This is a genomic window from Streptomyces sp. NPDC111802 (assembly GCF_055634335.1).
In genome coordinates, this window is the sequence record NZ_JBVKCZ010000011.1 from 221,700 (window position 1) to 237,804 (window position 16,105).

At 70.0% G+C, this 16,105-nt stretch carries 13 protein-coding genes; 6 read left to right on the top strand and 7 right to left on the bottom strand.

Annotation, left to right across the window (positions count from 1 at the left end):
- Positions 1–46: 46 nt before the first annotated feature.
- The 7 genes from ACZ7NC_RS14930 to ACZ7NC_RS14960 all read right to left on the bottom strand — a co-directional run bounded on the left by ACZ7NC_RS14930 (position 47) and on the right by ACZ7NC_RS14960 (position 10,521).
- Positions 47–2,362 carry a hypothetical protein gene (locus tag ACZ7NC_RS14930; RefSeq protein WP_471488268.1) on the bottom strand — a complete coding sequence of 772 codons (2,316 nt, stop codon included), beginning with the start codon at positions 2,360–2,362 and terminating at the stop codon, positions 47–49.
- A 151-nt stretch (positions 2,363–2,513) separates the two neighbouring features.
- Entirely contained in the window at positions 2,514–3,335 is an 822-nt protein-coding gene (locus ACZ7NC_RS14935; RefSeq protein ID WP_471488270.1) for an enoyl-CoA hydratase/isomerase family protein, read from the bottom strand.
- Positions 3,336–3,414: 79 nt separating this feature from the next.
- A complete protein-coding gene (locus ACZ7NC_RS14940; RefSeq protein WP_471488271.1) occupies positions 3,415–5,640 on the bottom strand; it encodes an acetate--CoA ligase family protein in 2,226 nt (741 codons plus the stop codon).
- Positions 5,641–5,801: 161 nt separating this feature from the next.
- Positions 5,802–7,316: a flavin monoamine oxidase family protein gene (locus tag ACZ7NC_RS14945; RefSeq protein ID WP_471488273.1), complete on the bottom strand. Its 1,515-nt coding sequence runs from the start codon at positions 7,314–7,316 to the stop codon at positions 5,802–5,804.
- A gap of 204 nt (positions 7,317–7,520) precedes the next feature.
- A complete protein-coding gene (locus ACZ7NC_RS14950) occupies positions 7,521–8,720 on the bottom strand; it encodes a flavin-containing monooxygenase (protein WP_471488275.1) in 1,200 nt (399 codons plus the stop codon).
- Positions 8,721–8,915: 195 nt separating this feature from the next.
- Positions 8,916–9,773, bottom strand: coding sequence for a helix-turn-helix domain-containing protein (locus ACZ7NC_RS14955; RefSeq protein ID WP_471488277.1), 858 nt, complete (start codon positions 9,771–9,773; stop codon positions 8,916–8,918).
- A gap of 10 nt (positions 9,774–9,783) precedes the next feature.
- The gene (locus ACZ7NC_RS14960) at positions 9,784–10,521 is read right to left on the bottom strand and encodes a DUF6879 family protein (protein WP_471488279.1); all 738 of its coding nucleotides are present in this window, start codon (positions 10,519–10,521) and stop codon (positions 9,784–9,786) included.
- A gap of 173 nt (positions 10,522–10,694) precedes the next feature.
- On the opposite strand from ACZ7NC_RS14960, the gene ACZ7NC_RS14965 reads away from it, so the two are divergent.
- From ACZ7NC_RS14965 to ACZ7NC_RS14990, 6 genes are all read left to right on the top strand, one after another.
- Positions 10,695–11,282, top strand: a complete 588-nt coding sequence (locus tag ACZ7NC_RS14965) for a DUF6415 family natural product biosynthesis protein (protein WP_471488281.1) — start codon at positions 10,695–10,697, stop codon at positions 11,280–11,282.
- A gap of 150 nt (positions 11,283–11,432) precedes the next feature.
- Positions 11,433–11,879 carry a DoxX family protein gene (locus ACZ7NC_RS14970; RefSeq protein WP_471488283.1) on the top strand — a complete coding sequence of 149 codons (447 nt, stop codon included), beginning with the start codon at positions 11,433–11,435 and terminating at the stop codon, positions 11,877–11,879.
- Complete coding sequence (locus ACZ7NC_RS14975; protein WP_471488285.1) at positions 11,879–12,286, top strand: Zn-ribbon domain-containing OB-fold protein; 408 nt, start codon at positions 11,879–11,881, stop codon at positions 12,284–12,286. Before ACZ7NC_RS14970 ends, ACZ7NC_RS14975 begins: the two co-directional genes overlap by 1 nt.
- Before the next feature lie 24 nt (positions 12,287–12,310).
- Complete coding sequence (locus ACZ7NC_RS14980; protein WP_471488287.1) at positions 12,311–12,937, top strand: GNAT family N-acetyltransferase; 627 nt, start codon at positions 12,311–12,313, stop codon at positions 12,935–12,937.
- A 149-nt stretch (positions 12,938–13,086) separates the two neighbouring features.
- Positions 13,087–13,959: a GNAT family N-acetyltransferase gene (locus ACZ7NC_RS14985; protein ID WP_471488288.1), complete on the top strand. Its 873-nt coding sequence runs from the start codon at positions 13,087–13,089 to the stop codon at positions 13,957–13,959.
- A 215-nt stretch (positions 13,960–14,174) separates the two neighbouring features.
- Positions 14,175–15,749 (top strand): alpha/beta hydrolase, encoded by a 1,575-nt coding sequence (locus tag ACZ7NC_RS14990; protein ID WP_471488290.1) that lies wholly within the window; start codon positions 14,175–14,177, stop codon positions 15,747–15,749.
- The last annotated feature ends 356 nt before the right edge of the window (positions 15,750–16,105 follow it).

The following is a 16,105-nucleotide window of genomic DNA, read 5'->3' on the forward strand; positions in this document are numbered from 1 at the left end:
TACCCGCGCACCGGCCGCCCCCGCGACCGTCATCGCCCCGCGACCGTCACCGCCGCCGTGCCCTTCTGCCGCGGCTCCTCACAAGGAGTACGACACAGAAGCCGCCGAGGCCCGCGAGCAGCCACATCAGGTAGCCGGGAGTGCCGCTCTCGTCGGTGGCCGAGTCCGCCGCCCGCGCCGGGTCCCCCGGTGGGCCGGAGCCGTCCTGCCCCGGCGTGCCGCCGGGCTGCGAGGAGTCGGAGGCAGCCCCGCGCGGTGTGTTGTCCGCGCCCATCCACACACGTGACGCACCCGCACCCGGCACCACCGACTCGGCGGCCATCGAGGTGTCCTGCGGCATACCGGACCAGCGGCCGGTGAAGGCCTTGTCGTCGCTCACCCGCTCGAACTCGACCCGGCCGAAGTCGACGCCGCCGAAGATGTACGTCCTGGTCTCGATGTAGTCGCCGTTGCGCGTTCGACGGGTGACCTTGAACTCGCCGTCCTGGTAGGAACGTACGTACTGCTTGAAGGTGTCCTCGGGCTTCCAGCGGGTTCCGGTGACCCAGTCGCTCACGTCACCCCGGTCGATGAGGTCGCCGTAGGCGGTCGGCGAGCTCGCGGCCCGTTCGCGGTACCACTCGGCGGCGACCCGGCTGAGATAGACCCGCCGCAGTTCGGCGTACTCGGGCCCCTTGTTCACCGCCTTCTCGATGCCCGGCAGGATCAGGTCGCGGAACACCTTCTCGTTGCGTGTCTGCGTCGCCTCGCTCTGCTTCCCGCAGGACGCCGCGCCTGCGTCGTCGTTCCCCCTCGCGGCGAGGTACTGGGACTCCATCTTGACCGAGAGCGGAGCGTCGAGGATGTACAGCTCGTCGCCCTTCGCGGAGACCTCGGCCGGAGCGGGGACGATCCAGGTGCGGAAGGACATGCACTGCCCGGAGATCCGGTCCCAGAAGCGTTGCCCCAGCGAGGTGTTCGGATGGATCAGCCGGGCCGTCGTCTTCTTCAGGCGCAGGTCGGCCTGGAGCAGGATGCGGCCCGCGTCCGTACGTCCCAGTTCGGCGTCGACGATCCGGTCGGGCTCGTTCGGGTTGAGGTTCACCCAGAACGTGGAGGCGGGCAGCGCCAGCCACACGAAGAACGCGTCGGAGGCCTCCCGCGCGGTCCGTACGCCCGTCGAGGACCGCCGGGCGGCGTCGCTGCCGCCGGTGTCGGCGCCGAAGGCGTACCGCAGCCCGTTGCCCGGGTCGGAGAGATAGCGCAGTTCCAGGGTGGAGAAGTCGATTCCGCCGGGCGCCGCACCGGGATCGGCGAGCGCCCGCGTCAAGCCGCTCGCGTGCCGCTCCGACTTGTCACAGTCGGGGACGGCCCGCGCCCGTGTCCCCGCGGTGCTGAAGGCCGCCTGGTTCAGGGTGCCCGTGGCGGGCGTGGGGCAGGGGGACGACGGTTCCGTGGTCATGATGTCGGAGGTCTCGTTCTGGTAGGAACGCAGGACCTCCCTTTCCTCCGCGTAGTTCTCGCCCGCCTTCTTCATTCCCTGCTTGAGGCTCGGCCCGGCTGCCTTGCCGCGCAGTTCGCTCCGCGTCTTGTACTCGTTGTTGATCGATTTCTTCGCGGCGGCCCGCTGGTTGGCCGGGAGTGTCTGAGCCTGCTTCAGCTCCTGTTTCCACTGCGCGATCTCCGTTTCGGTGAGCGCGAAGTCGTAGGCGTGATAGCGCCTGGCGTCCGGATCGACGAGCTGCCGGCACACCTCGCAGTAGTAGCGCTCGGATCCCCAGGTCAACTGCTTGAGCGAGGCTTCAGGATGCTCGGATCGCAGGGCCTCGATGGCCTTCAGGGCGAGTTCCTCGGAATGGAGGCCGGTCCTCTCGTCCGCCGCCTCGTACTTCTTGCGCCCCTCACCCGGGAAACTCATGGCGCCGATCATCAGCAGATTCTCGGTGCCTCTCTTGTACAGCCGCTCGTACTCACCCTCGGGAAGGCAGTTCCTGACGTATTCCAGGGGCACCTTCTGGTACACGACGATCGGCCCGCTGCGGGCCGGTTCCCGCGCCTCCAGGGCATCCAGGTCGCTTTCACCCAGGCCTTCCGGATCGACCAGGACCAGGGCCGCGTTGGACCACTCGTGCCTGGCCTTCCGCTGCTGATAAAAGCTCGCGCGCTCCCGGACCCCGTAGAGCATCAGCATGAGCCGGTCCGTGGCGTAGTCGACCTTCCCGCTCTCGGGGGCGCAGTCGCCGCCGAACTGGGAAGCCGCCGGCTGGGCCACGGCCGCCCCGCCGCTCGCGCTCAAGCAGGTGACGGCCAGGACGGCGGCGACCAGACAGGCCAGCCAGCGTCTCAGGGGCGCGTGATCGGTGAGTAAGGCGATGCGATTCATGATGCCCATGGCCTTCCGGAGGAGATCTCACGTCGCACACTCAGCGTGACATGTCGTGTCCCCGACACCCTTGGGTCGCCCGCGTCCTTCACGTGAACTCCATTTGTGGAAAGGGGAGTTCAGTGGTGATCGCGGTTCCGGGGCCGTGTGTTCAACGGCCACGGAATCGTGGCTCGCGTCGCTCCACGAAGCTCCGTACGCCGTCCCGCGCGTCCTGCGTCGTCATGTTGATCTCCTGCGCGCCTGCCTCCGCCGCGAAGGCGGTGGCGCGATCGGTGTCGAGGGAGGCGTTGACGAGCTGCTTGGTGAGGGCGAGCGCGCGGGTCGGTCCGGCGGCGAGGCGCTCGGTCCACTCGCGGGCCGTCTTGTCCAACTCGCTGTCCGGCACGACCCGGTTGACCAGGCCCAGCCGTTCCGCGTCCGCGGCGGTCAGCGCGTCGCCGAAGAACATCAGCTCCTTGGCGCGCTGCGGGCCGATGAGGCGGGGGAGGAGATAGGCGCCGCCGCCGTCGGGGACGAGTCCGCGCCGTACGAACGCCTCGATGAACCGTGCGGACTCCGCGGCCAGTACGAGGTCGCAGGCGAACGCCAGATGGGCGCCGAGGCCGGCCGCCGTGCCGTTGACGGCGGCGATGACGGGCTTCTCGCAGTCCAGTACGGCGGCGATCAGCCGCTGGGCGCCGAGGCGGATCGTGCGGGCGACGTCGCCGGGGACCCGCTCGCCGGACGTGGAGGTGCCCCGGAGGTCCGCCCCGGCGCAGAAGCCACGGCCCGTGCCCGTGATCACGACGGCTCGTACGGCGGGGTCCGCGGAGGCGTCGTCGAGCAGCTGAATGATGCGTTCGCGCTGGTCAGGGGTGATGGCGTTGAGGGCGTCGGGGCGGTTGAGGGTGATGCGGCGGACCTGGTTGTCAGTGGCGTGCAGTACCAATGAATCGACGGAATTTCCGGGCACACGGGGGGAATTGGCCATGTTCATCTTATCGTCGGTGTTCTCGTCGGCGTTGTGGTCGGCATCGTCGGTATTCGGTGCGGCGTCGTCGGCCTTGATGTCAGCGGCACACCACGAGCGCGTCCAGCGCCACCGCCCCCTGCCCCCTCGGCAGCACCATCAGCGGATTGATGTCGAGCTCCGCGAGCTCGTCCCCGAGTTCCAGCACCATGCGCTGCACCCGCAGGACGACCTCCACGAGCGCGTCGAGGTCCGCCGGCGGCCGCCCCCTGACCCCGTCGAGGAGGGCCCGCCCGCGCAGCTCGGCACACATGTTCCGGGCCTGTTCCTCGCCGAAGGGCGGCACGCGTACGGCGGTGTCGTTCAGCACCTCCACCAGCACCCCGCCCAGCCCGACCGTCACCGTCGGTCCGAACAGCTCGTCGTGCCCGGCGCCCACCACCATCTCGACGCCCCGCTCGACCATCTGGCAGACCAGGATGCCGTCCAGGGAGACGTCCTCATAGCGGGCGATGTCGGTCAGTTCGCGGTAGGCGTCCCGTACTTGGCTGGCCGAGGTCAGCTCGATCTTGACCAGGCCGAGCTCGGTCTTGTGCGCGATCCGCGCGCCGGACGCCTTCATCACCACGGGGTAGCCCACCAGCCCGGCCGCCCGTACGGCCGCCGCCGCGCTGGTCACCAGCTGCTCGCGCGGGACACGGATGCCGTACGCCCGCAGCAGCTGTTTCGCCGCGTGCTCGCTCAGCTGCTGTCCCGGGCGCATCAGTGCCTGCGCCTTGCGGTAGGACGGCGAGGGGGTGCGCGGGGCCTCGTCGAAGGGGGAGCGGTAGCCGCTGACGAAGCGGTGGTGGTCGAGGTAGGCGCGGACGCCGGTGATGCAGTTCGCCACCGTGCGGAAGGTGGCCACGCGCGAGGAGCCGAGCAGGACCTCGCGGTACGCCGACTCGGTGCCGACCGGCGATCCCCACACCACGCAGACCAGCTTGTCCGTCCGCTCGGCGGCGTCCACCAGGTCCCGCACGAGCCGGTCGCTGAGCGGCGGGAAGGGCCCGGTGATCGGGCAGATCAGCACACCCACCTCGGGGTCGTCGAGGATGGCGTCGATGATCTTCCGGCCGCGGTGGTCGCCGACCGGATGCCCGCCGTTGTCGACCGGGTTGGCCACGCTCAGATACTCGGGTATCCACTCGTGCAGCTCGGCCTGCTTGGCGGCGGACAGGGTCGGCAGCCGGAGCCCCGCCTCGGTCGCCAGGTCCGCGAAGTGCGCGCCCGTGCCGCCCGAGATCGAATAGACGACGACGCCCTCCGCGCGGGGCGGCCGCGCACGGGCCAACAGGGCGGCGGTGTCCTGGAGTTCGTCCAGGCCGTCGACCCGGATCACCCCGTACTGCCGCATCGCCGCGTCCACCACCGCGTCCGCGCCGGTCAGCTTGCCGGTGTGTGAGGCGGCCGTGCGGGCGCCGGTCTCGGTGCGGCCGACCTTGACGGCGACGACCGGTACCTTGCGGCGGGCGGCGCGGTCGGCGGCGAGCAGAAAGGCGCGGCCGTCCTTGAGGCCCTCGACATAGCAGGCGATGGCTCCGACCTCGGGCCGCTCGGCGAAGTAGGAGATGAAGTCGGCGGTCTCCAGGTCGGCCTCGTTGCCGGTGGGGGCCCAGTGGGTCAGGCGGATGCCGAGCTCCTGGAGGGCGAAGACGGGGCGGCCCTGGTGGCCGGACTGGGTGATGAGGGCGATGGCGGGCCCGTCCAGGTCGTCCCGGAAGCGTTCGAAGGCGTTGAGGTTGGTGTTGGGGCCCAGCAGCCGCATCCCGGACCGCGCGACGGCGGCGGTGAGCCGGTCCTGTGCGGCGGCGCCCTCCTCGCCGGTCTCGGCGAACCCGGAGGCGAAGACGACGGCGAACTTCACCTTGGTCTCGGCGAGTTCCTCGATCACCGGAAGGGGGTCGGCGACCAGCAGTACGGCCAGATCGACCTGTTCGGGCAGGTCGGCGACGGAAGGGGAGCAGGGGATGCCGAAGACGGACGGGCGGCTCGGGTGCACGGGGTGGAGCCGGGCGCCGACCCGCTCGGACCAGGCGATCAGCTGGCGGGTGACACCGGTGTTCGGCCGGCCCTCGGCGTCCGAGGCGCCGATCACGGCGACCGACTGCGGCCGGAAGAAGCGGTCCAGATCGGGCACGTCGCAGTAGAGGGGACGGCCGCTGACGTCGAGATCGTCGACCTCGGCGGGCCGGCCGTGCACGGCGGGCCCGGGCTGCTCGCCACAGGCGATGACCCGGGCCCGGCGGGAGTCGGTGGTGAGGGTGCCGTGGGTTGATCCAAGCATCGGTCCGCCCGCTCCTGTGTGACAGCGATTAACTGACGCAGTGTCAGATTAAAGGAACTGACGCCGTGTCAGGAACGGCTGTGCACGCAAAGTTGAACAGGATGTGCGATCGGCGCTGCTCGACGGGGGTCGGCTCGGCCGGTGCTGCTCGGCGCTGCCCCTCACAACACCGCCAGCACCTCCTCGGCCACCCGCTCGCCCGATCGCACCGCCCCGTCCATGAAGCCCATCCAATGCGTCGAGGTCTCCGTCCCGGCCCAGTGGATGCCGCCCACCGGCTCGCGCAGGGCCGGGCCGTACTGGGTCAGGACACCGGGCGCGGCGATGGAGACGGGGCCGCCGCGGGTGTAGGCCTCGTTGTTCCAACGTTGCAGGACGAAGGAGGAAGGGGAGGACGCCTTCTCGCCGAAGTAGGTCGCGTAGTCCTTCAGTACGGCCGCCCTGACCTCCGCCTCGCTCGCGCCGTCCAGCTTCCGGGCCTCGTCGGCCTCGATGAAGCCCATCAGGGCGCCGTAGGAGGCGTCGGGCGGGGAGTTGTCGAAGGTGGAGCTGACGACGCCGGTGTCGCTGACGACCTGGCCGTTGAGCCCGTCGGCACGCCAGAAGGGGGTGTCGTAGAGGGCGATCGCCTTGCCGACCGAGGCCATCGGCAGGCGCTGGGTGAGCTGGTCGCGGGCGGCCGGCAGAAGGGGGTCGTAGGTGATACGGGCGGCGAGGGGCGGAGGTACGGCGACGACGACCTTCCGGGCGTTGACGGTGATGCCGTCGGCGGTCACGACGTACTTGGCGCCGGACTTGGCGATCGTGCGCACGGGGGCGTTCAGCACCACCCGGTCGCCGAGCGAGGCGGCGAGTTTGATCGGCACCAGCTGGGAGCCGCCGACGAAGCGCCGCTCCTGGGCGCCGCCCGCGGTCTCGGTGAGGCGTTCCAGGGTGCCGGGGTTGGCGGCGTTGCCGGCGGCGGCGATGTAGAAGAGGACGAAGAGGAAGGAGAGTTCACGGGGCTCGGCCGAGAAGATCGAGGTACAGGCCACGTCGAAGAGGAACTTGGCGGACGGGATGACGGCGTTGGCGCGCAGCCAGCTCTCGAAGGTCTGCCGGTCCCACTCGTCGGCCTTCGCGGCGGTCCAGGGCGCGTCGACCGGGATCGTCTTGGCCAGGTCATCGAGCTTGGCCTGCACGATCGCGGCGTTGGCGAGCCCGGCGGCGTCGATGGGCGGGACCGAGCCGAGGATGCCGTCGGTGGCGTAGGGGGTCTTCCTGCCGTCCTTGTAGAGGAGGTTGTTGCCGGTGTTGTAGGTGGTGAAGGTCGGCACGCCGAGGGAGTCGGCGAGGGCCTTGATGCGGTCCTGGGTGGGGCCGATGAACTCACCACCGCCCTCGGTGACACCGCCGTTGGCGAGGCCGAGTCCCACCACGCGCCCGCCGACGCGGTCACGGGCCTCCAGGACGACGACCGTCTTGCCGGCGGCGAGCAGGTCGCGGGCCGCGGTGAGACCGGCGAGCCCGGCGCCGACTATGGCGACGTCGACATCGCGGGGCGCGGCGGCCGAAGCCGGGCCGGCGGTGGTGGCGGTGAGGGCGGCGGCGCCGACGGTGGCGGCACCGCCGAGCAGTGAGCGCCGGGAGAGCCGGGCGGGGTGGGAAGGCTCGGGGATCTGTCTTTCGCGTGCCACGTGCGTCCTCCGTCAGAGCGAGAGCGAGAGGGAGTGGAGCCGAAAAGTTGAACAGGGCTCACATTCTGGCTCCGTGCGAGGGCGCGGTACAGCTCTCCGGCAACTTCTGACTCACAAGTAACAGGAGATCTACGTAAGAGAGTTGAGGGTGTCTACGGCGGAGGGGGCTCGCGGGAGCGGCGTTCGGCGGGCGGCGACGGGTGCTCAGCCGGGCAACCGGGAGACCTGTCGGCCGCCGTCGCGGTCACCGGCGATGGCCTTGGCTATCTTCTGTGCGTCGATCGCCATCTCGCGGAGGTTGCCGCTGATGGGGTTGGTGAAACCGGTGAAGTACATGCCGGGCGCGTCGGCCGGGGTGCGGGCGCCCTGGACGACGGGCCTGCCCCGCTCGTCGAGCACGCCGAGATGGCCGACGAGATCCTCCAGCGCGCGGACGTATCCGGTGGCGGCGATGACGACGTCCGGCGAGACGACGCTGCCGTCGGTGAGGTGGACCTTCCCGTCCTCGAACCCCTCGACGGCGGCCACGACCTCGATCCGGCCCTTGCGCACGGCGTCGATGAGGCCGACGTCGAGAACCGGGATCGCCCCGTCCCTGACCCGGCTGTAGAGGCCGGAGTCGGGGCGCGGCAGCCCCTTGGCCGCGAGATCCGGCACGCTGATCCTGGCCATCGGCCTGGCGAGCCGGTCGACGAGCCCGACCGGCAGGCGCCGTACGAGAATGCTGGTGAACTGGGCGGCCCACCCGGCGGTGGAGCGGCGCACGATGTGCGGGGCGGTGCGGACCGCCAGCCGTACCCGGGCGGCGCCGCCCTCCACGAGGTCCACGGCGATCTCGGCACCGGTGTTGCCGACGCCGACGACGAGGACGTCGCGGCCGGTGTAGGGGGCGGGGTTGCGGTACTCGCCGGCGTGCAGGAACTCGCCGGTGTACTTGTCCCGTCCGGGCCAGTCCGGGATGCGCGGCGTGTGATTGTGCCCGGTGGCCACGACGACGGCGGCGCCGGTCAGTTCACGGCCGCCGGTGGCGCGCAGCAGCCAGCCGGAGCCGTCGGGCGAGGGCTCGACACGGGAGACCTCGACGCCGGTGACGATCTCCAGTTCGTGGACCTCGGCGTACTTCTCCAGGTACCGCACCACGTCGTCCCGCGACACCCAGCGGCCGAAGCGGCGTGGTATCGACAGCCCGGGCAGGCCCGACAGCCGTCGGGTGGTGTGCAGATGAAGCCGGTCGTAGTGCCGTCGCCAGGAGGCCCCTATCCGGTCCGACCTCTCCAACACGACGGCCCGCAGCCCCTTGGCGCGCAGGGCATACGCGACGGAGAGCCCGCCGGGGCCGCCGCCTATGACGTAGACGGGGCGGTCTGTGGCGGGGTGGTCCGTGTGCTGGGGGGTGTCGGCCATGCTCCGGAGCGTAATCACGCATCTGGTTGATGGGTCTCGGTCAAGCCCGGAATTGATTGCGGATCGATCACGACTGTAGGAGGGGTGGGTGGGGACTGTGACGTAGGTCTCCTCGTTGTGGGGGTGGGGTGGGGTGGGCGTGGTGCGGGTCCGGGCATGGGGGGCGCCGGGGGCGGTGGCGGGTGCGGCGGAGGGTCAGCGCTCGGTGAGTGACCGTCGGGTGCGGGTGATCATGTTCTGGGCGGCGGGTCCGTGTACGGCCGATTCCCGGAGCGTGTTCCAGACCCGCAAGTAGGTCGCAACGGAGTCGGCGTCGTCGAGCCATAGTTCTGCGTGCCAGTCCTCTACGACCACGCGTCGGTTGTCGTAGATCCAGAAGCCGTTGCCCGGGAAGATCTTGAGCGGGGCGGTGAAGGGGACCACGCCGAGTTCCAGGGTGTCCAAGCCGATGACGCTGATGAGGCGGTCAAGCTGCGTGGCCAGCACCGACGGCGGGCAGACCAGGGCGTGCAGGGCGCCCTCCCACATCATGATCCGGTACTTCCGGCCCGGTTCGTACAGCCCCTCTTGGCGGCGGATGCGGGCGCGCACGGCGTCCTCGGTGTCTCGCGGTGACTGCATGAGGTTCGCATGCCGGGTGAGGACGTGGCGGGCGTAGTCGGCGGTCTGGAGCATGCCGGGGATGAGCACGTTCTCCCAGATGGTGAGCGCCCGAGTGCGGTCGTGTTCGGCGGTGATGGCGTCCTGGACGGGCCGGTGGCCGGCCGCCAGTTGTCGACGCCAGGATCGGATGTGGGACTCGAAGCCCCGCAGTTGGGCCAGCAGGCCGTCGTACGCCTCCGGATGCCCCGTGCCCTCCGCCCAGGCCTTGAGATCCTCGGCTTCGGCGGTCTGCCGGCCGTTCTCGAGCTTGCTCACCTTCGACTTGGTCCACCCCGTGCCGAGCAGCTCCGCGAGCCGAGTCCCGGTGAGCCGACCGTCAGGGCACGTGAGCCTGAGTTCCCGGAGGCGTAGACCGAGAGCTTCGCGTGCCTGCTGATAGTCGGTGCTCACAAACCTCACGTCACATCTCGTCGACCTCGAAGTCTTCGTACGGAATTGCATAGTGCCAGGCCGCGTCCCGGACCTGGCAGTAGCGGTTGACGGCGGCCGGCTCGGTGATGAGTTCCACGCCTGTCAGGTTGTCCCCCTGATCGAAGAGCAGACGGGCCACGAGCCGCGAGTCGAACAGCCAGAAGTCCTCGGCGGGCAGGCGCAGCCGCTCGGCCTCGGCTCGTGAGAGGTTGCGGATGTCCTCACCCACGGCGCAGTTCCGTACCGCGTTGCTCCGCAGGTACATCTGCCCTGGTGTGGGCGGGGAGTCGAGCAGTCGCACTCGCTCGAATCGTTTGCCCTGTTGGGTCTGTGCCCGGACGTTGCGGCACCATTCGTCGTCGTAGTCCCAGTCGATTTGCCGACCTTGTGCGAACTGGGCCCATTCGCCGGTCTGCTCGTCGCTGGCATAGTGGCGCCGGGTCTCCAGCCGCCAGGCCGTGTGGTCGAAGGCCGTGAAGAGGCGGTCGAACTCGTCCTCCGCGTTGATGAGCGTGGGCGCCTCGTCGCGCGGTCCGAAGTCCACCAAGGTGTTGCGTGGTACGACGACGGCCACTTCGCCCTGGTCGTAATGCTGGAGTTGGGCCAGATCCGCAGGGTCCGTGAGGGGCGGTCCATGGACGATCACCTCCCCGGTTTCCATGTCCTCGTGCACCCCGGGGCAGCCGCCTCCGCCCGAACCCGTGCCGTTGAACCGCAGCCGCCGCATGGTCGCCCCTCCTGTTGAAGTTGTGGTGCAGGACCAGCCTCCCCGAGGCCAACATCCCAAACGCTCTGACCAGAGGCTCGTAAGGGAAACCTCGCGCAACTTCCCTGGGTTACCGAGAAACTCTGAGAAACCATGGCAGTGGTGAGTAACTCCGCGCCCCTAACGTCCTGTTCATGGCCAAAGCGCGCGAATCGCAAAACGCCGCCCCCCGCGGCACGAGTACGAAGCAGCGGGCAGAAGCCCAGACGCGGCAGCCGCCCCCGGTCGACCTTCCCACGATGCGTGAGACTGCCGGGCGTCTGCTCGAACCGGACTGCGTGCCGGATGCCCTCGGGCCGGCCGTCGGCGAGGTGGAGATCCTCACTGACCTGCTGCGCGGGCATTTGGAGTTGCTCATCCCTGAGATCGAGCGGGGGATCGGGCCGCGACCCAGGTCCGTCGGCCACCACTGCGCGCTGGCGTGCGTCGGGGAGGCCCGGGGGAAGCTTCGTGCTGATCCACGCCCCGGATTGCACGGAGCCGTCGCCCACGCGCGGCGTCTGGCTCGTGTTCTGAGTGCCCTGTGCGATCACTACGAGGGCATCGGCAGCACAGGCGGTGAGACCGCGCAAGGTGCCCTCCTCCGACTGGGGGAGCATTCCGCGACATGCCTCACCTGTCGGGCTGTGGATGATCAGGGAGTGAATGCCAACCTCCCCTGCGCCGAGGCTGATCGGCTGTATGAGGAGTATCGGCGGGCGCGGATCCGGATGCCGTCGTAGCGGGACGGCCCCAACGAACGGCACGACGCCGAGCCCCCAGAGCCATCCTGGGAGCTCGGCGTCGTGTGGGCGGTGGTCGGTGTCATGACGGGAAGCCGGTACCGCACAGGCGATTGTCAGCCCCGCTTTATCTGACGTACCGTCAGAACCATGGACGCGATCTGGCTCACAGGTGCGGAATGGCTGGCCGTGCTCCGGATAGGCCTCGGGTTGTGGTGGCTGGAGAGCTGGCGCCACAAGGACAAGAAGAGCTGGTTCGAGGGCGCGGGGATCGCCTGGGCGGCCGACGTGGCGGGCAAGCACCGCTGGAACGCCGTACGGGCCGGCTTCGAGGTCGTCGTCAAGCCCCGGCCGCGGACCATGGCGTACGTCGTCCTGTACGCGGAGCTGGCGCTGGGCCTCGGACTCGTCGTCGGGTTCCTGACCCCGCTCGCCCTCGTCGGCGGGCTGCTGCTCAACGGCCTCTACTTCGCCTTGATGATCCACGACTGGGCCGAGCAGGGGCAGAACTCGATGATGGCGCTGATCTCGGTCGTCGCGCTGTTCGGGATGTCATGGCAGTCGTGGTCGGTGGACAGCGCGCTGGGGCTGTTCTGATGGGCGGGCAGCGGTACGACGTTCCGGAGGTCGACGCCTTCACCCGTACGTACTGGGACGCGGCGGCGAGCGGGCGGCTGCTCATCCGCCGGTGCCGCGGCTGCGGACGCGCCCACCACTACCCCCGGGAGTTCTGCCCCCACTGCTGGAGCGAGGACGTCGACTGGGAGACCGCCCGCGGCCTCGCCACCCTCTACACCTGGTCCGTCGTCCACCGCAACGACCTGCCGCCCTTCGGGCAGCGGACACCGTACGTGGCCGCCGTCGTCGATCTCGCCGAAGGGCCCCGCATGATGACCGAGGTCGTGGAGTGCGCGGACGCCGGGCGGCTGCGGGCCGGGTGTGAGCTGGAGGTCGTCTTCCGGGAGGGGGTGCCGGTGTTCCGGCCCAAACCGGTCCCGAGCTGATCGCCGGGTGGTTTCAATGGGCCCATGACCCTCGCCGGCGGACCCCATCACCCCCAGCCCCACCCCGACTCCCACCACCTTCCCGACCTGCACGGTCACGGTCTGCGTCTGCGTCCCTGGGACGCTGACTCCGAGGCCGACGTCGAGACCTGGTTCCAGGGGCGTACGGATCCGGAATTCCGGCGCTGGAACACCCCGTTGACGCTCACCACCGACCTCGACAGCGCCCGTGAATCACTGCGCGCCGCGGTCGAGAACATGGTGAACGGCACCTCGGCGGCGTACTGCGTCACCGACGCCGATACCGGCGCACCCCTCGGACACATCGGCGTCAACGTCATCAACCGGGTCATGAGTTCCGCCCGCGTCGGCTACTGGGTGCTGCCCGAGGCCCGTGGCCGCCGCGTCGCCACCCACGCGCTCGTCATCGCCGCCCGCTGGGCCCTCGCCGAGCCGGACGGCCTCGGCCTGCACCGCCTGGAACTCGACCACGCCGTCGGCCACGACTCCTCCTGCCATATCGCCGAGCGCTGCGGTTTCCGCTACGAGGGGACCCTGCGGGGCGCGATGTGGGAGGCGGGGCGGCACGACGCGTACCGGGACATGCACCTGCACGCGCGGCTGGCGACCGACCCGGACGTCGACCCGTAGATCACGGACCGGGACGTCAACCCGAAGAACGCCTTTCCCCGTGAACCCGGTGCGCCCCAACCCCCGCCCGAAGGTGGGCTCTTGTGACGGCTTCGTATCCACGGCGGAATTTCGTGCACATCCCCGGCGCGGGCGCGGGATCATGAGCTATGCGCCCGGACGACTGGTACTGCACCCAGGACCTCACCGCCTTCCTCTCCCACACCGGCGGCTTCCTGCGCTCACGCCCCGATCTGCACACCGTCGTCCTGACGGTGACCGAGACACTGCGCACGGGCGGGCTGCGGGCGTACGGCGACGAGGCACCCCTCTTCGGCGCGCTGGAGCTGGACGGGCAGGTACGGGCCGCGTACTTCCGCACCCCGCCCTACCGGCTGAACGTCACCCCCCTCACCCCCGGCGAGGCCGAAGCCCTCGCCGCCCACCTGATCGCCCTCGGCCATCAGGTCCCCGGTGTCATCGCGGCCCGCGAGACCGCCGAGGCCTTCGCCGCCGCCTGGCGCCGGCACACGGGCGCCCGGGGCACGGTCGGCCAGCGTCAACGCCTGTACCGGCTGGGCAACCTGACCGCGCCTCAGCCCGTTCCGGCGGGCCGCGCCCGGATCGTCGGCAAGGAGGACCGGGAGCAACTGATGCGCTGGTACGGCGAGTTCGGCGAGGCGGTCGGCGACCACGCCGCCCGTGACGCCGCCGCCTGGGCCGACTCGCGCATCGCCTACGGAGGCGTCACCTTCTGGGAGAACGAGGACGGCACCCCCCTCTCCATGGCCGGCGTGACCCCCGTCGTCGCCGGCCAGGTCCGGATCGCCCCCGTCTACACCCCGGCCCAGCTGCGCGGACGCGGCTACGCGGGCGCGGTCACCGCGGCCGTCAGCCGGGGCGTACTCGCCTCCGGTATCCGCGAGTTGCTGCTCTTCACCGACCTGGCCAACCAGACGAGCAACAGCCTCTACCAGCGCATCGGGTACCGGCCGGTGGCCGACTTCGCCGCGTACGACTTCCGGGGGGCTCGGAGCTTCTAGCCCCGCGCTGTCACCGGGGCCCGTGGCCGATCGGCACGGACCTCCTGAGCAAGACGGCGCGGAGCCGGTCGCGGTTGTCCGACTCCGGGACCATCTGTCCCGCTCGGCCGTCCATCCACAGTGGTACCGATCCTGTCTCGTTGATGGATTCCCTCAACTGCGTTATCCGAAAGGGTTGGTGCGTCTCATACGCAGCAACCCGAGGGACCCCCCACGTGCGAAGCAGTCGAATAGCTTGTTTCCTGGCGGCCAGCAGCGTCGCCGCGCTGGTGCCCGCGCTCGCGCCGGCCACGGCATCCGCCGCGGCGAACCCCTTGAGCCAGTACCTACAGCAGCGGCCCGCATGGCACCGCTGTGACAGAGCGACGCCTGCGAACTTCCAGTGCGCCACCATCAAGGTGCCGCTCGACTACAGCCGCCCCGGCGGGAAGAAGCTCGACCTCGCGATATCGAAGCTGAAGACCAGCACGAGCGCGGAGCGCCGGGGCGTGCTGCTGCTCAACCCGGGTGGCCCCGGCGGTCCGGGCGTCGACATGCCGCAGCAGATGGCGAGCGAGCTGCCGAAGGCCGTGAAGCACAGGTACGACCTCGTGGGCTTCGATCCGCGGGGCATCGGCCGGAGCTCCCCCGTCAGCTGCGGCCTGACGCCCGAGGAAGCGAACTGGGAACGGCCGTACAAGGCCGAGAGGTTCGCCAAGGACGTCAAGTGGGCGCGGACCGTCGCCGAGAAGTGCGACACCAAGCAGGGCGACAAGCTGCGCCACATCACCACCCGCAACACCGCCCGGGACATGGACGTGATCCGGGCCGTGCTCGGCGAGCGGAAGATCTCCTACCTGGGCTACTCGTACGGCACCTATCTGGGCGCGGTCTACACGCAGATGTTCCCGAAGCGCTCCGACCGCTTCGTGCTGGACAGCGCCGTCGACCCGGCCCGGGTCTGGCGCGGCATGATCCAGATTTGGGCGGAGGGCACCGAGCCCGCCTTCACCCGCTGGACCGAATGGACCGCCGAGCGCAACTCCAGGTACCAGCTGGGCAAGACCCCCGAGGCGGTCCGCAAGGCCTTCTACGACCTGGTCGCCCGGGCCGACCGCAAGCCGATCGACCTCGACGGCACAAAGCTGACCGGCGACGACATCCGCGCCTACAACCGCGCCACGTTCTTCAGCGTGCGCGACGCCGCCGAGGCGGTCGTCGAGCTGAAGAAGGCCGCCGAGAGCAGGCCCGCGTCCGGTGCCCGGGAGGGCAGGTCGCCCTCGCCGCTGCCGCCGTCGTTCGCCCGGGCCGTGCCCGAGGACAACGGCGACGCCGGCTTCTGGTCCGTGGTCTGTGCCGACACCCGCAACTGGCCGCGCGATCCCGAGCAGTACCGCGGCGACGCGATCCGCGACAAGGCCAAGTGGCCGCTCTACGGCGACTTCGTGTCCAACATCAAGCCGTGCGCCTTCTGGAAGAAGAACGGCGGCGAGCCCGCCACCACCGTCGACAACAAGGTCGGCGCGCTGATCCTGCAGAACGAGTGGGACTCCCAGACCCTGCTGGCCAGTGGACAGGGCATGCGCCGGGCCATGAAGGGCGCGAAGATGGTCACCGTCCTCGGAGGCGTCGGACACGGCATCTACGGCTCCAAGTCCTGCGCGGACAAGACGGCCACGACCTATCTGACCACCGGAAAGCTGCCGGTGCGGGATATGACCTGCAAGGCCGACCCGGGAGCAGACGAGCCCGGCGGCACCAACCCCCTGCCGATCCCGACGCCCCGGAGCATTCCGGGATCGGCCGGCTAGGGCCTGTTGTTTGGATCAGGTCGGCTGAGAGGGACTGCGCATTTCAGCCGACCCGAGCGGGGTCTGGTGCGTGCAGCTGCAAGGCGGAGGAGGGAGTCGACGCGATGGGGGTCCCCCCGCTCGAGCGAAGTCGAGAGTGGGGGAGTCGGCGACTGACGACAACGCGGCAGATGTGCGTGCCAGGGCCCGCGACGCCGGCATGATCCAACAACAGGCCCTAGGTGTGTTGTCCGGGGACGTTGGTGACGGGCGACACGCCCGTGAGTGGTCCTTGAACGAGGTGAGGGCCCCTGGGTTCGGTGTGGATTGCGACATCTACAACCGGCAGCCAGGAGGCCCTCGTTGTCCCACCGTAA